Raw genomic sequence first — 18,655 nt, forward strand, 5'->3', positions numbered from 1 at the left:
AGCGCCACGCCCGCGGCGGCCAGCGCGAGCGCGGCGGCCGCCGCCAGCGGCCAGCGCCGGTGCCGTGGCAGGGCGCGACGCGGGTTGGGCACCGACGTCGGCGTGTCCACATCCGGGCGCAACGGCACCACCACTGCCCCGCTGCGCAAGGCATGCGCGCGCAACTGCGCACTGCTGGCCTGCTGCGCCTGCGCCGCGGACGGCAGGTCGCCGTGCATCCGCGCGATGTCGAAATAGGCGGCCACGTGCCCCGGCGAGTGCCGCAGCCAGGCCAGGAACTCGGCCTGCCGCGCCGGCGGCAGCGCGGTCTCGCGCTGCGCCAGGTACCAGTCCGCGGCCGCCTCGGCGACGCGCTGCGGATCCTCACGCATAGCGCGCCATGCCCTGCCGGCACACCGCCAGGCCCTTGATGATGTATTTCTTGACCATGTGGCTGGAGATCTGCAGTTGCTCGGCGATCTCCTGGTAGCCCAGTTCGTCGCGGTAGCGCAGCGTCATCGCCGCGCGGCACTTCGGCGGCAGCCGCGCCATCAGTTCGGCCAGGCGCTGCCGGCGCTGCGCGCGATGCACCTGCGCATCGGCTTCGCAGGGCACCGCCAGCCGCTCCAGTACATCGTCCAGGCAGGTGTCGCGCTGGCTGTTGCGCTGGTGCAGCAGCGCGTGCTCGCGCATCAGGTTGGCGGCGATGGTGAACAGGTAGGCTTCGGGGTTGGCGATCTCCGGCGCGTGCGCCTCGCTGCGCTGCAGCCGCAGCCACACTTCCTGCAGCAGGTCGTCGGTATCCCAGGCCGCGGCGCGGCGCTTGCGGAAATAGCGGCTCAGCGACGGCCGCCATTGCAGGAACAGCCGCGACAACGCCGGCAGGGGTTCGGAACGCACCAGCCACTCGCAGTGCCGGCGCCATCGGCGGCCGGCGATTCGGAAAGGCTGCGATGCTGGTCCTCGGCGATGACAGTCCGATGACGCACGGGTGGTGCGGGCGCAGAGGAGCGGTTGCGCCCCGGCGAGCATTCAGTTCACCGCTGACTGCCGGGTTCGCGCGATCGGGGCATGCAACGCGGCCGGTCACCGCGCCTGCGCCCGCGCCATGCGAGCGGCGGCCGCGCATCCCAGCGTTTCCCGTGCAGGACAGGATGTCCTTCGGAGCGGCCTTCCGTTCCATCGGCGTCGCCCCATATCGTGAAGGTTGCCGCGTCCAACCTCAGGCGGCGTTCGCACGAAGGATCTCTCCATGACCGACCCCATCGTCCAGATCAAGCCGCTTGGCTTCCCTTGGGACACGATCGACCCGTTCCTGTTCTGCGTCTACCACGACGATGCCTACCCCGCCGGCAACGGCGCGATGGGCCCGGCGGCGCCCCTGCACGGCCGCGCCATCGGCCAGGACTTCAGCCGCAAGGACGGCTGGAGCATGTATCACGGCGAGGAGATTCCCGGCTTTCCCGGTCATCCGCACCGCGGCTTCGAGACCGTGACCATCGTGCGCAAGGGCCTGATCGACCATGCCGACTCGCTCGGTGCGGCGGCGCGCTTCGGCGCCGGCGACGTGCAATGGGTGACGGCCGGCGCGGGCATCGTCCATTCGGAGATGTTTCCGCTGCTGGACACGGCGGCGCCCAACCCGCTGGAACTGTTCCAGATCTGGCTCAACCTGCCGGCGCGCAACAAGCTGGCCGCGCCGCACTTCACCATGTTCTGGTCGGAAGACCTGCCGCGCTTCACGGCCACCGACGACGCCGGCCGCACCACCGAGGTGGCCTGCGTGGCCGGCCGCATCGGCCCGGTCGACGCCGCGCCCGGCAGCGCCGGCGGCCCGCTCGCGCCACCACCGGATTCGTGGGCCGCGCAGGACGATGCCGATGTGGCCATCTGGACGATCCGCATGGCACCCGGCGCACGCTGGACCCTGCCCGCCGCACAAGGCCGCGGCACGCGCCGCAGCCTGTACTTCTTCAAGGGCGCAGCGGTGACGGTGGGCGGGCGCCCGGTGACCCGCCACGCGGCGATCGAGTTGCGCGCCGATCAGGCGGTCGAGTTGGTCAATGGCGACGGCGAGGCGAGCGAGTTCCTGGTGCTGCAAGGCCGACCGATCGCCGAGCCGGTGGCCCAACACGGTCCGTTCGTGATGAACACCCAGGCCGAGATCGCCCAGGCCATGGCCGACTATCGCCGCACCCAGTTCGGCGGCTGGCCGTGGCAGGACGAGGCGCCGGTGCACGGCAGCGACCCGACCCGCTTCGCGCGCCATCCGGATGGACGCGAGGAGCGGCCGGCGTCGCGCGCGGTCGCCGCCGACGGCTAGGGCGTGTCACCGATTCGAGAGGACGCCGCGTTCCCAGCCTCGTGCACCCCGACTCTGCGAGTCGCTTCGCGCCGTCCCCTCACCCCAACCCCCGCTCCGCGCCCCGGCCCACGCTTGCGGCGCGGACGCTCCAGGGTACGCGCGCCAGTGGCGCGCAGGCCCACCCTGTCGCCCCAACGGGAGAGGGGCTAGGTGCTCAGTAGCGCGCCGAGGCCAGCGCCTGCGCGCGCTCCAGTTGCTCGGCGATGCGCTTGCGCGCCTGCTGCAGTTCCTGGCGGGTGGCGTCTTGCTTGGCCGCCGGCACCAGTTCGGCATCGATCACCGACAGCGCATCGGAATACTGCCGCACCACCGCCGCGGCGTAGGCGTTCATGTAGGCGGAGTCGTCCTTCTCGTCGCCCAGCGCCTGCAACTGCGCGCGCCCCTTGGCCACCTGCGCGTCGATCTTCTCCGCATCGCCGGGGCCGCCCTTGCCGGCCGTGGCCGGGTCGGCGTCGTGGTGCACGGCGATGGTCTCGCGGGCGAAGTCGGCCACGGTCTTGCTGACGTTGCGCGACAGCGCCTGCTTCGACAGCGCCACCACGTTGCCCTCCAGCACCTGCAGCATCGCCTTGGCCGAGGCGTCGCCGCCGATCGGCGCACGCCCGCTTTCGCCACCGACCGGTGCGGCGGTGGGCTCAGGCGAGGTGGCCGGTGCGGTGCGCGAAGCCTGGTCGCCGGGCTTGCCGCAGCCGCTCAATGCCACGGTAGTCAGCGCTACAAACAGGGACAGGCGGACGGGGTGAAGAGGTGAGGTCATGAAGCGCTCCTGGTTGGTCTGCGCTCCACCATGCCCAGTGCCCGCGCAAACCCGCGTGAACCGTCGGCGGCTGGCGGCGACGCGGGGCGCGATCGCGTACCAGACGTGCCGTGCAGGTTGGCCGGGGTGATGACGGAATCGCACTGCGGCGTACGCTCACTGCGATTGGTGATCGGTGATCGGTGATCGCCGCCATCGCATCCCCGTTCCCGGAGCCGGCCTGGCGCGGCCGGCTCCGGCGCTGCTCAACCGCAGCAGTAGCAGACCAACGGCTTTCCTGGTCCGCCCGGCCCCAACTCGCCGCCGAACGGCGCGCACTCCTGCTGGCAGGCCCAGGCGCTGCAGGCCGCCTCCTTCTCGATGCCGTCGCCGCCGGTCGCCTGTACGGCGCCGAAGCCCATGCTGGCCAGGAATACGGCCGCAAGCATCCCGTTGCGTAACGCTGTCCAACGCTGTTTCATGGCTTACTCCTCGATGGTTGCCAAGGCCGGTGGCGCCTCCGTGCTGCGCACTGCGGCCATCAGGTCCTGCATCCGCTCCGTGGTATCGAAGACGCCGACGCGCGCATAGCGCACGCGTCCCTCGCGGTCCAGGGCAAGCAGCGTCGGCACGTTGCGCGCGCGGAACAGCATCACCGCGCGGCGATCGGTCAACGTGGTCACCGGAAACGTAAAACCGTGCTCGGCGGCGTAGCGCTGCGCCTGCGCGGGACTGCACTGGCACACGCCCAGCACCTGCACGCGCGGCTGCTGCGCGGCCAGCCGCTGCGCCGCCTGCACGATCTGCGGCGCCGAGCGCTTGCAGTACGGGCAGGTGGTGGTGAAGAAGAACAGCACCTGGCGCTCGGCGGACGGCACGCCGAGCGTCAATGGCGTGCCATCGACCGCAGCGACATCGATGCGCGGCACATACATGCCCGGATACGGCTCGGTGGTGCGGGTGACGAACCAGCGCCGTTCCTCGCGCAGGCCGCGGTTCTGCCAGGCCAGTACCAGCACCAGCGCGCAGGCCGCCAGCAACGCCAACCAACTCCAGGGAAACCGCCGTGCCATGCCGTGTGCCTGTGTCGCCGTGTTCCCTGCAGGCTGCGCAGCGGTGGCGCACAGGTCAACGCTTTGCGCGCACGTACAGCGACTGCGTGATCAGGCTGGGGAGCGAGTCACGTGCACCGTGGGCGCACATTCCAGCGGTGTGGCGCATATGTGGGCATGCAGCGCGGCCGCATGCATGCACTGACCTTGCAGTGTGCTCGCCGCACACGGCGCGAGAACAGCCGCACGCGAGATGCTTCGCGTGGTCGACGCACCGGTGTTGGTACGTCGGTCAGGACTTCCGCCCAGCGCTGCATATCCACAGACGGGCCAGGCGGTCGAATGCCGGAATCAGCCGCGTGCCGTAGGCACGTCAACTTGATTGCCTGATCAGGGGGATTCGCCCCGATTTACCAACAAGGTGTAGACAAAAGAGAGCGGCCAGCAGATGAAGCAGCCTAAGAACCAACGCCAGCTACCAGCAAGATATGCTCGATAAATGCCAAGAAACCAGGTAGCGATCACTGGTGCAACACACATCAGCACGAAGAGCTTCTCGGGCCAGTACATTTCCTCGCCCGTAAGGTAAAAATCCTTGGCGCGATCTTGCCATGAAATGGCGAGGAGATAGGCAAACGGCAGGACCAGGCCCAGCAAACCGAACTTCGGGATTGGGTTGAACTTGAACATGCGCCCTACCGTTTGAATTGAGCAGAGCCACGAAGCGGCTTTGGCCTGGACGAATTATCGGACCTCACGCTACCAAAGCCCATTTCGCCGATACCAGCGCACGCACGCGGCCTCCAAGAGAAACATGCCGACAAGCCCAAGCAGAAAAAGCGCAGGATGCACGCATGCTCCGGAGACGCAGAGCGGAATGACCCCTAACCAACAGCCTGCCTTGTAGGACCAAGGCAGTAGGCCGTAGCGATGCGCCTTCTTCGGACTGCGAGCGAAGTCTCGGCGGCGCTCCCACATCACATAGCCAGCAACCGCGGCATACGCGACTGGAAACCACATTGGCGCAAGAACTGTCACTGATGCCTGACACCAGAATTGCGCCGAGCCGCGAAGCGGCTTCGGCTTGAATGAATTGCCAGGCAACAACCACGTCATTGCCTGCCCCAACGCTCCTCTACATCAATGCCAGGAGGTGGTACCGCATGGACCGTGCCCCCCAGCACCGTCACCGGGCGTTGAGCATGCCACGGATCGCGATCGCGCGGACTATCCCCGCTCGCTTCTCGTACACGCCATCAGGGCATCCCCAGCCCCGGAATCGCCAAGCGCGCGATGTTTACGCCAACACCGCGCTGATCTGGACCGCGGCATCGCATCGGTCTTCGACCCGCCGCGCGGTTTTTCATGATGCTCAGGATACGTCTGGTTCGCCGAACGCACGCCGGCAGGCCTTGCGATCGAACTGCAGGGCGGCACGCATGCGCTGCTCGGTGAGTGGGCGCACGACCCAACTCACCTCCTGTTCGCCACCACGCGACACCACCGAGGGAATCGCCACGAACCAGCGCCCGCCAGGGCCGCGGCAATACCAGAACGCATCGCCCTGGTGAACGACCGGGCTATCCGGCAAGAGCAAAAAACTCTCGTTCGTGCGGATGAACTGCTGCGCCTTCTTCACCACCTCCAGGTCCGCGCCGCGCAGGACGACGCCATCGCTGCTGAAGGACAGCTGGCGGAAGGACTCCATCAGCAGGAGGTCCATGCGGCGCCTGTTGTACCGATAGAGGCTGACCGTCACCAGCGCCACTGTCGCGGCGAACAGATAGAAGACCGCGTTCGCCATCACCCGCCCTCGGTCACCCGACTACCACCACCTCTGCACAGCGAAACCTGCATCCGCCGGGCGCGCGGGCCATTGTCCGCACGCGACACGGGGCGCGAACGCACGCGCTGCAGGAAGAGACGCGCCACGGCACACCGGCAGATGGTGGTCACCGCGCCTACGCCAGCGCCGCACTGATCTGCGCCGCGGCATCGCACACCGCGCGCATCGCCGCCTGTGCGTCGATGGGTTGCGGGCGGCGTTCGATGAAGGGCACGGTCAGGGTGTAGCGGGCGATGCCGTGCTGCAGGATCGGCGCGGTAAGGTCGACCACCCCGACCACCGCCTCGCTGGGGTGGATGCTGTAGCCCAGCGCGTGCACGTCCTGCGCCGCGGCCAGGAACGCGGCGCGGTCGTACGCCACCTCGCTGGCGTCCAGGCGCTGCAGCAATTGCGCCTGCGCATCGGCCGGCTGGAACGCGAACAGCACCAGGCCCGAGGTGGAGTGCGCGAACGGGCGGCGGTGGCCGGGGCGCACCACCAGGCCGAGGTCGCTGGGCACGTCCATCTGCGCGATGACCACGATCTGGTCGTCCGACGGCGCCACCAGGTGGCAGGGCTGGCGGATCGCATCGGCCAGCGCGCGCATCACCGGCAGCGCCACTTCGGTGACGTTCTGCACCCGAGGTTGCTGCATGCCGAGCATGAACAGGCGGTTGGTCAGCGTGTAGCCGCCCTCGCCCGCGGTGCGGGTCAGGTAGCCGCGCTCTTCCAGCACCTGCAGCATGCGGAAGATCTCGCCGCGCGAGCGGCCAATGCCCTGCGAGATCTCGCCCATGCTCATCGGCCGCCCGTCGCGCGCCAGCAGCTCCAGGATGTCCAGCCCCTTGTCCAGGGCGGGCGCGCGGTACTTGGGCAAGGGGGTGGTCATTCCGTCGAGGGCCCGGCAGCAGGTGAAGAGGACTAGGGTACAGGGACGCCGCGCCGGGCCGCACCATGGCGGCCTGCGCTGCAGGGATCGGCGCCGATCGCCTCATGCACATATGAACTCAAATTTTATATTTGCATGGCACTCGCCGGCGCAGTACGCTCCGCCGACAATCCGAACGCGACGCGGCACACCTTGGGAGGGGTAGGCGGCAATGCACTACAGCAGCGAATCCGCCACACCGGCGTCCGCCAGTCTCACCCGGACCGCGCTTGCGCCGTTGGTCCTGATCGTCAGCCTGTTCTTCCTCTGGGGCATGGCGAACAACCTCAACGACATCCTGATCAAGCAGTTCAAGAAGGCCTTCGAGCTGAGCGACCTGCAGGCCGGGCTGGTACAGAGCGCGTTCTACCTGGGCTACTTCGTGTTCGCGATCCCGGCGGCGATGTTCATGCGCCGCTACAGCTACAAGGCCGCGGTGGTGCTGGGCCTGCTGCTGTACGCGGTCGGCGCGTTCCTGTTCTACCCCGCCGCGCAGGTGCACACCTACTGGCTGTTCCTGCTGGCGCTGTTCGTCATCGCCAGCGGCCTGGCCTTTTTGGAAACCACCGCCAACCCGCTGGTGACCGTGCTCGGCCCGGCCGAGGGCGCAGCGCGGCGGCTGAACCTGGCGCAGGCGTTCAATCCGCTGGGTTCGATCACCGGCATCCTGGTCGGCCAGCACTTCATCCTCTCCGGCGTGGAGCACACCCCGCAGGAACTGGCGGCGATGGCGCCGGCCGCGCGCGAGGCGTTCTTCGCCACCGAGTCGCTGGCGGTGCAGACGCCGTACCTGATCATCGGCGCGGTGGTGCTGCTGTGGGCGCTGCTGATCGGGCTGACCCGCTTTCCGGCCACCCGCGCCGATGGCGAGGGCGCGCGCGCCGGCGGCTTCGGCCAGCTGCGGCGCAATGGCCGCTTCGTGTTCGCGGTGATCGCGCAGTTCTTCTATGTCGGCGCGCAGGTCGGCATCTGGAGCTACCTGATCCGCTACCTGCAGGACGGCGTGCCCGGCACCCCGGAGAAGACCGCCGCCGATTTCCTCACCCTGTCGCTGGTGCTGTTCATGGCCGGCCGCTTCATCGGCACCGCGCTGCTGCGTTTCCTGACGCCGTCGCTGCTGCTGGGCGTGTTCGCCCTGCTCAACCTGCTGCTGTGCGCGGTGGCGGTGGCGCTGCCGGGCTGGATCGGCCTGTATGCGCTGGTCGCCAGCAGCCTGTTCATGTCGGTGATGTTCCCGACCATCTTCGCCCTGGGCCTGGACGGACTGGACGACGACGCGCGCAAGCTGGGCGCGTCGCTGATCGTCATGGCGATCATCGGCGGCGCCGCGCTGACCGCGGTGATGGGCGCGGTGTCCGACCATGCCGGCATCCATTGGGCGCTGGCGGTGCCCGCCGTCGGCTTCGCGGTGATCCTCGGCTTCGCGCTGCACGCGGCACACCGCGACGCGGCGTCCTTGCCCTCTACCCGCGGAGCCTGAGCCATGCCGCGTCATTGCTACCTGCTGGACCTGCACGACGATCCGGCGCTGATCGCCGAATACGAACGCTGGCACCGTCCCGACACCGTGTGGCCGGAGATCGTCGCCTCGCTGCGCGCCGCCGGCATCCGCGAGCTGGATATCCACCGCTGCGGCGACCGCCTGGTGATGCTGATGGAGGTGGACGAGGACTATTCGCCCGCAGCCAAGGCCGCCGCCGACGCCGCCGATCCGCGCGTGCAGGCGTGGGAGGAATTGATGTGGCGCTTCCAGAAGCCGCTGCCCGGCTCGGCGCCCGGCGAGAAATGGCGCGAGGCGCTGCAGATCTTTTCGTTGCAGGCGGCGCTGGCCGCGCAGGAGCGCAAGGGCGCGGGCTGAGACGGTTGCGAGCGGGATGTCGGTCTTGACCGCTGGTGCAAGCGGTTGGAGTGCCGCTTCGCTTGTCGCGGCTGAAGCCGCTCCTACGGAAAGCGATCCGGTGCCACTGGCGCTCTCGTAGGAGCGGCTTCAGCCGCGACCGCTTCAACGCCGCCGGTGCGCTTCCGTCAGCGGAAACGCACCTACGCGGCGAACCTCAGCCGCCCTGCGCCGCCAGATCCGCGCTCCAGAACGGGCCGTCCGGATACAGGAACTGGGTGACCGAGGCGGCGTGCATCTCGGCCGAGAAGCCCGGCGTGGTCGGCGCCAGATAGCGACCGTGGACGATCCGCACCGGATCGACGAAGTGCTGGTGCAGGTGATCGACGAATTCGATCGCGCGGTCTTCCATCTTGCCGGTGATGGCGACGAAATCGGCCATCGCCAGGTGCTGCACCAGTTCGCACAGGCCCACGCCGCCGGCATGCGGGAACACGCGCACGCCGAACTTGGCCGCCAGCAGCAGGATCGCCAGGTTCTCGTTGACGCCGCCCACGCGCGCGGCGTCGATCTGGATCAGGTCCACCGCGCCGGCCTGCAGCAACTGCTTGAACACCACCCGGTTCTGGGTGTGCTCGCCGGTGGACACCGGCACCGGGGCGATGCCGCGGCGGATCGCGGCGTGGCCGAGCACGTCGTCGGGGCTGGTCGGCTCCTCGATCCAGGCGATATCGAATTCGGCCAACTGGCGCATCCAGGCGATCGCCGGGCCCACGTCCCAGCGCTGGTTGGCGTCCACCGCCATGGCGATGTCCGGGCCGATCGCCGCGCGCGCCAGGCGGCAGCGGCGGATGTCGTCCTCCACGTTGGCGCCGACCTTGAGCTTGATGGTGCGGAAGCCGTCGGCCACCGCTTCCTTGGCCAGGCGCACCAGCTTCTCGTCGGAATAGCCGAGCCAGCCGGGCGAGGTGGTGTAGGCCGGATAGCCATGTTCCAGCAGCGTCTGGATGCGCTCGGCGCGCAGCGGTTCGGCGTCACGCAACATGGCCAGCGCCTCGTCCGGGGTCAGCGCGTCGCTGAGGTAGCGGAAGTCGATCGCGGCCACCAGTTGCTCCGGCGACAGCTCGGCGATGAAGCGCCACAGCGGCTTGCCGGCGCGACGCGCGGCCATGTCCCAGGCGGCGTTGACCACGGCGCCGATGGCCATGTGCATCACGCCCTTCTCCGGGCCCAGCCAGCGCAGCTGCGAGTCGTCGGTGAGGCTGCGCGCGAACTCGCCCAGGTCGCCGATCACGGTCTCCACGTCGCGGCCGACCACGTGATGCGCCAGCGCCGCCACCGCCGCGCTCTGCACGTCGTTGCCGCGGCCGATGGTGAACGCCAGGCCGTAGCCGGCCAGGCCGTCGTCGGCGTCGGTGCGCAGGCGCAGATAGGCGGCCGAATAGTCCGGATCCGGATTCATCGCATCGGAACCGTCCAGTTCGCGCGAGGTGGGGAAACGGACGTCGAAGGTCTCGAGCGCGACGATTTTGCTCATGGGGATCCTGGTCGGTGAGGCGGAAAGAGGAACGGTCGAAAACAACGATGGAGCAGCCCCTCTCCCCCCGGGAGAGGGGTTGGGGTGAGGGTGCGGGAGTGCAGTGATGTCACCGACCCTGCAAAACAAGAACGAAGTCAGAGCACGTCGCGGTATCGCTCAAGCGCGAGCGAAAGCCGCACTGGGATAAATGGCGAGGTGGCTTCGCCCCGGACCCTCACCCCAACCCCTCTCCCGGAGGGAGAGGGGCTTCAGGCCGCGTCGCGCGGATGCGCGACCACGTCCTGGCGTTGCTCGCCCAGGCCTTCGATGCCCAGCCGCATCACGTCGCCCGGCTTCAGGTACACCTGCGGCTTCTGCCCCAGGCCCACGCCCGGCGGCGTGCCGGTGCTGATCACGTCGCCCGGCAACAGCGTCATGTAGCGGCTGATGTGGCTGACCAGCTCGGCCACGCCGAACACCATCGTGCGGGTGCTGCCATTCTGGTAGCGGTGGCCGTTGACCTCCAGCCACATCGACAGGTTCTGCGGATCCGGCACCTCGTCGGCGGTGACCAGCCACGGGCCGATCGGGCCGAAGCCGTCGCAGCTCTTGCCCTTCACCCACTGCCCGCCGTGCTCGAGCTGGAACGCGCGCTCGGACAGGTCGTTGATCACCGCATAGCCGGCGACGTGCGCCAGCGCCTCGTCCACCGACACGTCACGCGCGGTATCGCCGATCACCACGCCCAGTTCCACTTCCCAGTCGGTCTTGAGCGAACCGCGCGGGATGGTCACGGTGTCGTTGGGGCCGCTGATCGCGCTGGTGGCCTTCATGAACAGCACCGGCATCTCCGGCACCGCCATGCCCGATTCGGCAGCGTGGTCGGCATAGTTCAAGCCGACGCAGATGAACTTGCCGACGCGGCCGACGGCGGCGCCGTAGCGCACCTCGCCGTCCACCTGCGGCAGCGTGGCCGGGTCGAGCGCGCGCAGCCGGGCCAGGCCGGCGGCGGTGAGATGCTCGCCGGCGACGTCGTCGATCACCGCCGAGAGATCGCGCAGGTGGCCGTCGGCATCGAGCAGGGCCGGGCGTTCGTGGCCGGGGTCGCCGTAACGCAGCAGTTTCATGGGAAATCCTCTATCGGGAAGGGGAAGGCGCGGTCAGTTCGACCAGCCGCCATCGATGATGTGGGTCTGGCCGGTGGTGAACGAGGAGTCGTCCGAGGCCAGGTACACCACCAGTTGCGCGATCTCGCGCGGGTCGCCCAGGCGGCCCATCGGCTGGCGGTCGGTGAAGCTCTTCCACACCGCCTGCTCGTCGCCGCCCAGCGCCTTGACCCGCTCGCCCAGCGACGGCGTCTTGATCGTGCCGGGACAGATCGCGTTGCAGCGGATGCCCTTGGCCACGTAGTCGGCGGCGATGGCCTTGCTCAGGCCGATCACCGCCGCCTTGGTCACGCCGTAGGCGAAGCGGTTGGGCACGCCCTTGATGCTGGACGCCACCGAGGACATGTTGACGATGCTGCCGCGGCCCTGCGCGAGCATGCCCGGCAGCACCGCCTGGCACAGGTAGTACATCGCATCGACGTTGATTGCGAACGAACGCTTCCAGGCCGACGCGTCGCAGTCGAGGATGCTGCCCTGGTGCACGTAGCCGGCGCAGTTGAACAGCACGTCGAAGGTCGGCTGCGCCGCCACCAGCGCCTGGATCGCGGCGGGATCGGTGACGTCCAGCGTCTGCGTGACGATGCCGTCGGATTCGGCGGCCAGCGCCTGCAGCGCGGCGGCGTCGATGTCGGTGGCCAGCACCTGCGCACCTTCGCGCGCGCAGGCCAGTGCGCTCTCGCGGCCGATGCCGGCACCGGCGGCGGTGATCAGGCAGCGCTTGCCTTGCAGACGGCCGCTCATGCGCGGCTCCCGGAAACGGACGCGAACGTGGTCATGGGGCAGGACTCCAGGTGGGGGAGGAAGCAATCGGATCGGACAGGCGATAGACGCGCCGCGCAGTGCCAGCGAACACTGCCTCGGTGTCATCGACGGCGTGCTGCGCGACCCAGGCCTGCGCCAGCGCCATCCACGCGGCGTAGTCGGCACGCTGGGTCAGCACCGGCCAGTCGCTGCCCCACAGCAGCCGCTGCGCGCCGAAGCAGGCGAACAGGTGCGCCACGTAGGGCGCCAGCAGCGGAGTGTCGATGGCGGCATCGGCCGGCAGTTCGGTGAGCAGGCCGGACAGCTTGCACACCACGTTGGGGTGCTGCGCCAGTTGCGCCAGGCCATCGGCCCAGGCCCGGAAGTCGGCCCCGCCGATGGACGGCTTGGCGGCGTGGTCCAGCACCACGCGCAACTGCGGATGGCGTTGCAGCCGTGCCAGCAGCGCCGGCAGGTGCAGCGGACGCACCAGCGCGTCGAAGGCCAGGTCGTGCTGCAGCAGCGCGTCGAACGCCGCATCCAGCTGCGGCCGCGCCAGCCACTGCGGATCGGCCAGATCCTGCACCATCGGCCGCAGCCCCTTGAGCAGGCCGGCGCCGTCGGCGCACAGCGCGGCGATGCGCGCAGCAACGTCGGCGGCGTCGAAATCCACCCAGCCGACCACGCCGACGATGCGCGGCTCGGCCCGCGCCAACTGCAGCAGATAGCGGGTTTCCGCCTCGCTCTGCGCCGCCTGCACCGCCACCAGCGCGGTCACGCCCTGCGCGTCGAGCGTCGCGGCCAGGTGCTCGGGCAGGTAGTCGCGGTACAGCACGCCCAGCTCCGGGGTCAGCCAGGCATAGTCGCCACGCGCCAGGCGCCAGAAATGCACATGGGCGTCGACGATGGTCACGGCGTCGGCACCGGCGCGCGCAGCAGGTCGTCGTCGCGCAGCTGTTGCCACAGCGCTGCGGGAATCGCCGCGCGCAGGCGCGTGGCGGCGCTGGCCACTTCCGCCGGCGTGCGCATGCCGGCGACCACCGCGCTCACCGCCGGATGCGCCAGCGGGAACTGCAGCGCCGCCGCGCCCACGTCCACGCCGTGCGCCGCACAGGCCGCGAACAGGCGCTGCGCGTGCTGCAGCGTGGCCGCATCCACCGGCGCGTAGTTGTAGGTCTCGCCCGGGCCGCGCGCGTCGCTCAGCAGGCCGGAACTGTACGGCCCGGCCACCAGGATGCCGACCTGCCGCTGCAGCGCCTGCGCCATGATCCGCTGCGCGGCGTGCTGCTCGAGCAGGGTGTAGCGACCGGCCAGCATCACGCAGTCGAGCGGGAACAGCGGCATCAGTTCCACCGCCACGTCTTCCTCGTTGACGCCGATGCCGATCGCCCGGCACGCGCCCTGCGCCTTCAGCGCGGCCATCGTCGGCAAGGCCTCGTCCAGCGCCTGCCGCAGCATCGCCGGATGGCGCTCGCCATGGGTCAGGCGGCCGATGTCGTGCAGCAGCAGCACATCGACGTGATCGGTACCGAGCCGCTGCAGGCTGGACTCGAACGCACGCAGCACGCCATCGCGGCTGTAGTCGAACTCGGCGCGGCGCCCGGCCACGGCGAAGCCATCGCGCCCCGGCGCGGCCGCGGCATCGTCGTAGACACAGCGGCCGACCTTGGTCGAGAGCGTGTAGCTGGCGCGCGGCAGACCGCGCAGGCCCTGCCCCAGGCGTTGCTCGCTCAGCCCGTAGCCGTAGTACGGCGCGGTGTCGAAATGGCGGATGCCGGCGGCATAGGCATCGGCCACCGCGGCCAGCGCCACCGCATCGTCCACCTCGGCGTACAGATTGCCGATCGGCGCCGCGCCGAAGCCCAGGGTGGATAACTGCACGCCACTGCGGCCCAGCGCGCGCGGCGCCAGGGGGGGGGCGGCGGCGACAGCGCTCAGCGCCATGCGCGCACGCCCGGAGCGACGGCCACAGCGCAGCGCCCACGGACGCGCGAGGGACGGAAGTTGCTGGGGTCACGCATGGCACGCCTCTGCCCGGGGTCGGGCGCGATGAAGGAAGGCCGCAGCATGCACGCCCGGGATGGCGATGGCACGGCGACTGTTCGCATATGAATATAGCAATCACAAGTGAACAATCAACCTGCAGCGCAGCAATTCCGCTCGGCGCCCAGCCGAGCCAGAAGGCGCATGGCGGGGCCGACGTCCGCCAGATGGCACTCGATGCGCCTCTGGATTCCGCGGCGTCGGTCATGGCGCATGCCACCGGGCACGCCGAGGACAAAGGGACGGCGCGAGGATGCGACCGACGGGTCCCTTCGCGCCGTGCGCGCCTGGCTGCTTCGCTCGGGTCGGCGGACTCAGCGCGCAGCCGGCCGCGTGCCGAAGGCCAGGCGGGTCGCCTTGCGGTCGAACTGCAGCGCCACGCGCATGCGCCCCTCGGTCATCGGTCATCGGTCATCGGTCATCGGCCGCACGATCCAGCGCACCTGCGCCTTGCCAAAGCCCGACGTCACCACCGGAATGGCCAGGAACCAGCTCGGTCCCGGCCCGACGCAGTATCAGAACGCATCGGCGGTCTGCAGCGCAGCACCCGGTGCGATCGAATACACATGGCCGTAGCTGCCCTCGATGGTCTGCTTGGATCGCTTGACCACGGTCAGGTCGCTGCCACGCAACAGCCCGTGCTCGCCCGGAAACGCCTGCTCGCGGAACGAAGTCTCCAGCAGGTCCGTCACCTGGCTGCGCCCCATGCGATGCAGCGCGCCGATCGACAGGGCGGCGCTGCCCAGGAAGACGATCGCAATCACCGCACTGATCGCGTAGGGAAGCCACGTAATGCGTCGCCGCCCACGGCCGCGCATGCGCCGCGCGCGCCTGCCCGCGGCAGACGCGCCTGCGCGCAGGCACCGGTACCCAGCACCAGCGCCCGCAGCGCGTCCGGCCGCTGCAGCAACGGCAGCGGCGTGTGCGGCTGCAAGGCGGCCGGCAAGGTGTAGCCCCAGGCGACGCCGGCAAACGCGATGCCGGCCTGGCGCGCGGCCTCGGCATCGCGGATCTCGTCGCCCACGCACAGCGCCCGCGCGGCGGGAACGCCGCAGGCGCGCAGGCTGGCGCGCAGCTTGCGGCGCTTGCCCAGTACCGCCGCGCCGCAGCGCACGTCGCGGAACTGCGCGAGCAGCGCCGGGCCGAGCACGCGCGCAATGTTGGCGTGGCTGTTGGACGTGACCAGGGCCAGCTGCACACCGGCCTGCGCCAGTTGCGCGAGCAACTCGGCGACGCCGTCGAACAGCGCGATGCGCTCGATCTGCGCGCTCATGAGCGTGCGCATGCGTTGCGCCACCGCCGGCACCCGCCACCAGCGCAGGCCGCTGCGCGCCATCAGCTCGCGGGCGCTCAGGCTGCGGATCTCGTCCAGCCGCGCCACGTCGAAGCGGCGGAAGCCGAACTCGTCGGCGACGCCGTTGATGGTCGCCAGGAACCAGGGAAACGAGTCGGCCAGGGTGCCGTCGAAATCGAAGATGACCAGGTCGTAATGGCGCATGCGGCGCCAGCATGCCGGAGCGTTGGAGTCGGCGCCAGCGTTGGGCGAGCCGGTCGCGGCGACATGGCGCACGGATCGGTCGGCCTTTCATCCTGCCTTGGCGTGCGCTTCACCCGCACGCGCTGCCGTGGCGCGCACGCTGGACCCTCATCGCACGGAGACGCTCATGCACATGCAATCCCCCAATCCCGGCCAGGATCCGCAGCAGCCACCGAACGAGGTGCCGGGCCAGGTCCCGAACCCGGGCGTGGATCCGACCCCGGATCGCCCGATCGACCCGATCCCCGACCAGCCGATCGACCCGACCATCCCGCCGATCCAGGACCCGGTCGGCGGCGTCGACGCCCCGGTGCCGGGCCCGCACGGGCCGACGCAGTACGTCTGAACCATCGCCGGACGGACTGCACTGCGAGCGGTCGTCGCGGGCACGCCCGTCGCCGCAAAAGACTCCACCGTCGTAGGAGCGGCTTCAGCCGCGACCAGGCCTTCCCAGGAACGCCCGGTCGCGGTTGAAACCGCTCCTACGTGTGTTGGCCGCCTCAACGAATCCGGAAGCCCATCGTCGCCTCCACCGCCTGCTGCCAGCCGGCATACAGCGCCTCGCGGCGCTCGGCCGGCATGTCCGGCTCGAAGCGGCGGTCCACCGCCCACTGCTGCGCAATCTCCGCACGGTTCTTCCAGAACCCGGTGGCCAGGCCCGCCAGGTAGGCCGCGCCAAGTGCGGTGGTCTCGGCTACCTCCGGTCGCAGCACCGGCACGTCCAGGATGTCGCTCTGGAACTGCGCCATGAAGTCGTTGGCGATGGCGCCGCCGTCGGCGCGCAGTTCCTTCAGTTCGATGCCAGAATCGACCTGCATCGCGGTCAGTACGTCGCGCGTCTGGTAGGCCATCGACTCGATCGCGGCGCGGATGAAATGTTCCTTGGTCGTGCCGCGGGTCAGGCCGAACACCGCGCCACGGATGTCGCTGCGCCAGTACGGCGCGCCCAGGCCGACAAAGGCCGGCACGAAGTACACGCCGTCGTTGTCGCCGGCACGCTCGGCGTAGGCCTGCGAGTCGCTGGCCTTGCCGAGCATGCGCAGGCCGTCGCGCAGCCACTGCACCACCGAGCCGGCGACGAAGATCGCGCCTTCCAGCGCGTACTCGACCTTGCCGTCCACGCCCCAGGCGATGGTGGTGAGCAGGCCGTTCTTCGAGGCCACCGCCTTCTCGCCGGTGTTCATCAGCATGAAACAGCCCGTACCGTAGGTGTTCTTGGCCATGCCCGGCTCGAAGCAGGCCTGGCCGAACAGTGCGGCCTGCTGGTCGCCGGCGATACCCGCGATCGGCACCGCGTGGCCGTAGAAATACTGGCCCTGGGTGTTGCCGTAGATCTCGCTGGACGAGCGCACCTCCGGCAGCATCGAGGCGGGGATATCGAGCAGTTGCAGCAGTTCCTCGTCCCAGCGCAGTTCGTGGATGTTGTACAGCAGCGTGCGCGAGGCATTGGTGTAGTCGGTGACGTGGACCTTGCCGCCGGTGAGGTTCCAGATCAGCCAGCTGTCGATGGTGCCGAAGGCCAGTTCGCCGCGCTGCGCGCGTTCGCGAGCACCGTCCACGTGGTCGAGGATCCACTTGACCTTGGTGCCGGAAAAGTACGCATCGATCAGCAGGCCGGTCTTGGCCCGCACCATGTCCTCGTGGCCGTCGGCCTTGAGCTGGTCGCAGATGTCCTTGGTCTGCCGCGACTGCCAGACGATGGCGTTGTAGATCGGCTGGCCGGTGGCGCGGTCCCACACCACCGCGGTCTCGCGCTGGTTGGTGATGCCGATGCCGGCGATCGCGCTGGCGTCCACCTGGTGGTTGTTGAGCAGTTCGGTGATCGTGGTGTAGACGCTGGTCATGATCTCGCGCGGGTTGTGCTCGACCCAGCCCGGCTGCGGGAAGATCTGCGAGAACTCGCGCTGGGCCATGCCGACGATGCGGCCATGGCGGTCGAACAGGATCGCGCGCGAACTGGTGGTGCCCTGGTCGATGGCCAGGATGAACTGCTTTTCCATCGGAGACTCCTGCGGGATGCACGCCGCGCGCACGGGCACGGCGCCAACGGGGAATTAGGGAGGCGCGCACGCCGCGCGCGGAAACGAACGCGCTGTCGGCGCGCTAGCCGCGGCGCGCGGCGGCCTGCTCTTCCTCCAGCGCTTTCACCCGCGCCGGCAGGAACGGATAGATCAGCCACTGGTAGGCGGCGCCACCGATCACGCCACCGATCAGCGGGCCGACGATCGGGATCCACCAGTAATTGTCGGCCGACGGCAGCGCCGAGGAGCCCCAGCCGGCGACATAGGCGAACAGGCGCGGGCCGAAGTCGCGCGCCGGATTGATCGCCCAGGCTTCCAGATAGCCCATCGAGGCGCCGATGGTGGCCACCAGCAGGCCGATGATCAGCGCACCGGAGTTGGCGGTGGGCGCGGCCTCGTTGTAGCGCTCGGTGATGGCGAAGATGCCGAAGATCAGGAACGCGGTCAGGATCACCTGGTCGCGCAGCGCGTGCATCGGCGTGATCGCCAGGCCCGGCGCGGTGAAGAACACCCCGGCCGCGCCGCCACCGGCGCGGGTGAGATGCTGGGCCTGGTTGTAGTGGTCGATCACCGGCGCGAACAGCAGGTAGACGATCCACGCGCCGAGGAACGCGCCGATCACCTGGGCCACCCAATAAGGCAGCACCTTGGGCCAGGGAAAACCGCGATACAGCGCCAGCGCCAGGGTCACCGCCGGATTGGCGTGGGTGCCGGACACCGAGCCGGTGACATAGATGGCGATGGTCACCGCCAGGCCCCAGGCGATGCACACGCCCCAGTAGGCATGCTGGTACGGGCTGGGATCGTAGAGCACGTACATGCACGCCACCGAGCAGCCGAAGGCGATGATGATCAGCATCGCGATCGCCTCGGAAATCAGTTCGCCCACCAGTTGCCGGCTCATGC

The 18,655-nt window shown here is 69.4% G+C and carries 21 protein-coding genes; 4 read left to right on the forward strand and 17 right to left on the reverse strand.

The features are described from left to right. The coding region (locus J7357_RS13885) for a FecR/PupR family sigma factor regulator (protein ID WP_209247316.1) at window positions 1–371 on the reverse strand (371 nt) is incomplete at its 3' end. Next, the gene (locus tag J7357_RS13890) at window positions 364–879 is read right to left on the reverse strand and encodes a sigma-70 family RNA polymerase sigma factor (RefSeq protein WP_010342400.1); all 516 of its coding nucleotides are present in this window, start codon (window positions 877–879) and stop codon (window positions 364–366) included. The genes J7357_RS13885 and J7357_RS13890, both read right to left, overlap by 8 nt. A gap of 352 nt (window positions 880–1,231) precedes the next feature. On the opposite strand from J7357_RS13890, the gene J7357_RS13895 reads away from it, so the two are divergent. Next, on the forward strand, window positions 1,232–2,302 hold the full coding sequence (locus tag J7357_RS13895) for a pirin family protein (protein WP_209247318.1): 1,071 nt from the start codon (window positions 1,232–1,234) through the stop codon (window positions 2,300–2,302). 196 nt (window positions 2,303–2,498) lie between these two features. Here J7357_RS13895 and J7357_RS13900 read toward each other — a convergent pair whose 3' ends face one another. From J7357_RS13900 to J7357_RS13925, 6 genes are all read right to left on the reverse strand, one after another. Further along, window positions 2,499–3,101: a DUF4142 domain-containing protein gene (locus tag J7357_RS13900; protein ID WP_209247320.1), complete on the reverse strand. Its 603-nt coding sequence runs from the start codon at window positions 3,099–3,101 to the stop codon at window positions 2,499–2,501. Between the two features lie 245 nt (window positions 3,102–3,346). Further along, window positions 3,347–3,562 carry a hypothetical protein gene (locus J7357_RS13905; RefSeq protein WP_209247322.1) on the reverse strand — a complete coding sequence of 72 codons (216 nt, stop codon included), beginning with the start codon at window positions 3,560–3,562 and terminating at the stop codon, window positions 3,347–3,349. A gap of 3 nt (window positions 3,563–3,565) precedes the next feature. Then, window positions 3,566–4,126 (reverse strand): TlpA disulfide reductase family protein, encoded by a 561-nt coding sequence (locus J7357_RS13910; RefSeq protein WP_209247473.1) that lies wholly within the window; start codon window positions 4,124–4,126, stop codon window positions 3,566–3,568. A 396-nt stretch (window positions 4,127–4,522) separates the two neighbouring features. Further along, window positions 4,523–4,822: a hypothetical protein gene (locus J7357_RS13915; RefSeq protein ID WP_209247324.1), complete on the reverse strand. Its 300-nt coding sequence runs from the start codon at window positions 4,820–4,822 to the stop codon at window positions 4,523–4,525. A gap of 682 nt (window positions 4,823–5,504) precedes the next feature. After that, window positions 5,505–5,936: a hypothetical protein gene (locus J7357_RS13920; RefSeq protein ID WP_209247326.1), complete on the reverse strand. Its 432-nt coding sequence runs from the start codon at window positions 5,934–5,936 to the stop codon at window positions 5,505–5,507. Between the two features lie 157 nt (window positions 5,937–6,093). Beyond that, window positions 6,094–6,846: an IclR family transcriptional regulator gene (locus tag J7357_RS13925; protein ID WP_209247327.1), complete on the reverse strand. Its 753-nt coding sequence runs from the start codon at window positions 6,844–6,846 to the stop codon at window positions 6,094–6,096. Window positions 6,847–7,057: 211 nt separating this feature from the next. Here J7357_RS13925 and fucP point away from each other — a divergent pair, with 211 nt between their 5' ends. Next, window positions 7,058–8,365: an L-fucose:H+ symporter permease gene (fucP, locus tag J7357_RS13930; protein WP_209247329.1), complete on the forward strand. Its 1,308-nt coding sequence runs from the start codon at window positions 7,058–7,060 to the stop codon at window positions 8,363–8,365. Between the two features lie 3 nt (window positions 8,366–8,368). Beyond that, the gene (locus tag J7357_RS13935) at window positions 8,369–8,743 is read left to right on the forward strand and encodes an L-rhamnose mutarotase (protein WP_209247331.1); all 375 of its coding nucleotides are present in this window, start codon (window positions 8,369–8,371) and stop codon (window positions 8,741–8,743) included. Between the two features lie 196 nt (window positions 8,744–8,939). On the opposite strand, the gene J7357_RS13940 is transcribed toward J7357_RS13935, so the two are convergent. From J7357_RS13940 to J7357_RS13970, 7 genes are all read right to left on the reverse strand, one after another. Further along, on the reverse strand, window positions 8,940–10,259 hold the full coding sequence (locus J7357_RS13940; protein WP_209247333.1) for an L-fuconate dehydratase: 1,320 nt from the start codon (window positions 10,257–10,259) through the stop codon (window positions 8,940–8,942). A gap of 251 nt (window positions 10,260–10,510) precedes the next feature. Continuing rightward, entirely contained in the window at window positions 10,511–11,368 is an 858-nt protein-coding gene (locus J7357_RS13945; RefSeq protein ID WP_209247335.1) for a fumarylacetoacetate hydrolase family protein, read from the reverse strand. Window positions 11,369–11,401: 33 nt separating this feature from the next. Then, on the reverse strand, window positions 11,402–12,148 hold the full coding sequence (locus J7357_RS13950; RefSeq protein WP_010342411.1) for an SDR family oxidoreductase: 747 nt from the start codon (window positions 12,146–12,148) through the stop codon (window positions 11,402–11,404). Between the two features lie 31 nt (window positions 12,149–12,179). Beyond that, complete coding sequence (locus tag J7357_RS13955) at window positions 12,180–13,061, reverse strand: amidohydrolase family protein (RefSeq protein WP_209247337.1); 882 nt, start codon at window positions 13,059–13,061, stop codon at window positions 12,180–12,182. Then, complete coding sequence (locus J7357_RS13960; protein WP_209247339.1) at window positions 13,058–14,092, reverse strand: aldo/keto reductase; 1,035 nt, start codon at window positions 14,090–14,092, stop codon at window positions 13,058–13,060. Before J7357_RS13960 ends, J7357_RS13955 begins: the two co-directional genes overlap by 4 nt. Window positions 14,093–14,706: 614 nt before the next feature. Then, on the reverse strand, window positions 14,707–14,955 hold the full coding sequence (locus J7357_RS21375) for a hypothetical protein (protein WP_244667530.1): 249 nt from the start codon (window positions 14,953–14,955) through the stop codon (window positions 14,707–14,709). Next, window positions 14,952–15,689 carry an HAD-IA family hydrolase gene (locus J7357_RS13970; RefSeq protein WP_209247341.1) on the reverse strand — a complete coding sequence of 246 codons (738 nt, stop codon included), beginning with the start codon at window positions 15,687–15,689 and terminating at the stop codon, window positions 14,952–14,954. The genes J7357_RS21375 and J7357_RS13970 overlap by 4 nt, the downstream gene beginning before the upstream one ends. 166 nt (window positions 15,690–15,855) lie before the next feature. Here J7357_RS13970 and J7357_RS13975 point away from each other — a divergent pair, with 166 nt between their 5' ends. Next, entirely contained in the window at window positions 15,856–16,074 is a 219-nt protein-coding gene (locus J7357_RS13975) for a hypothetical protein (protein WP_209247343.1), read from the forward strand. A 154-nt stretch (window positions 16,075–16,228) separates the two neighbouring features. Here J7357_RS13975 and glpK read toward each other — a convergent pair whose 3' ends face one another. Then, window positions 16,229–17,728: a glycerol kinase GlpK gene (glpK, locus tag J7357_RS13980; protein ID WP_209247345.1), complete on the reverse strand. Its 1,500-nt coding sequence runs from the start codon at window positions 17,726–17,728 to the stop codon at window positions 16,229–16,231. A gap of 103 nt (window positions 17,729–17,831) precedes the next feature. Further along, window positions 17,832–18,653, reverse strand: coding sequence for an MIP/aquaporin family protein (locus tag J7357_RS13985; RefSeq protein ID WP_017916383.1), 822 nt, complete (start codon window positions 18,651–18,653; stop codon window positions 17,832–17,834). Between the last annotated feature and the right edge of the window lie 2 nt (window positions 18,654–18,655).

It is taken from the genome of Xanthomonas sp. D-109, from assembly GCF_017746095.1.
In the GTDB taxonomy this organism is placed as follows: Bacteria; Pseudomonadota; Gammaproteobacteria; order Xanthomonadales; family Xanthomonadaceae; genus Xanthomonas_A; species Xanthomonas_A sacchari.

Excerpts from the sequence above, each read along its gene's own strand:
- J7357_RS13895 (WP_209247318.1), top strand. The coding sequence starts at position 1,232 with ATGACCGACCCCATCGTCCAGATCAAGCCGCTTGGCTTCCCTTGGGAC.
- J7357_RS13985 (WP_017916383.1), bottom strand. The coding sequence starts at position 18,653 with ATGAGCCGGCAACTGGTGGGCGAACTGATTTCCGAGGCGATCGCGATG.
- fucP (WP_209247329.1), top strand. The coding sequence starts at position 7,058 with ATGCACTACAGCAGCGAATCCGCCACACCGGCGTCCGCCAGTCTCACC.
- J7357_RS13905 (WP_209247322.1), bottom strand. The coding sequence starts at position 3,562 with ATGAAACAGCGTTGGACAGCGTTACGCAACGGGATGCTTGCGGCCGTA.
- J7357_RS13900 (WP_209247320.1), bottom strand. The coding sequence starts at position 3,101 with ATGACCTCACCTCTTCACCCCGTCCGCCTGTCCCTGTTTGTAGCGCTG.
- J7357_RS13950 (WP_010342411.1), bottom strand. The coding sequence starts at position 12,148 with ATGAGCGGCCGTCTGCAAGGCAAGCGCTGCCTGATCACCGCCGCCGGT.
- J7357_RS13940 (WP_209247333.1), bottom strand. The coding sequence starts at position 10,259 with ATGAGCAAAATCGTCGCGCTCGAGACCTTCGACGTCCGTTTCCCCACC.
- J7357_RS13935 (WP_209247331.1), top strand. The coding sequence starts at position 8,369 with ATGCCGCGTCATTGCTACCTGCTGGACCTGCACGACGATCCGGCGCTG.
- J7357_RS13960 (WP_209247339.1), bottom strand. The coding sequence starts at position 14,092 with ATGGCGCTGAGCGCTGTCGCCGCCGCCCCCCCCCTGGCGCCGCGCGCG.
- J7357_RS13925 (WP_209247327.1), bottom strand. The coding sequence starts at position 6,846 with ATGACCACCCCCTTGCCCAAGTACCGCGCGCCCGCCCTGGACAAGGGG.
- J7357_RS13970 (WP_209247341.1), bottom strand. The coding sequence starts at position 15,689 with ATGCGCCATTACGACCTGGTCATCTTCGATTTCGACGGCACCCTGGCC.
- glpK (WP_209247345.1), bottom strand. The coding sequence starts at position 17,728 with ATGGAAAAGCAGTTCATCCTGGCCATCGACCAGGGCACCACCAGTTCG.
- J7357_RS13920 (WP_209247326.1), bottom strand. The coding sequence starts at position 5,936 with ATGGCGAACGCGGTCTTCTATCTGTTCGCCGCGACAGTGGCGCTGGTG.
- J7357_RS13915 (WP_209247324.1), bottom strand. The coding sequence starts at position 4,822 with ATGTTCAAGTTCAACCCAATCCCGAAGTTCGGTTTGCTGGGCCTGGTC.
- J7357_RS13945 (WP_209247335.1), bottom strand. The coding sequence starts at position 11,368 with ATGAAACTGCTGCGTTACGGCGACCCCGGCCACGAACGCCCGGCCCTG.
- J7357_RS13975 (WP_209247343.1), top strand. The coding sequence starts at position 15,856 with ATGCACATGCAATCCCCCAATCCCGGCCAGGATCCGCAGCAGCCACCG.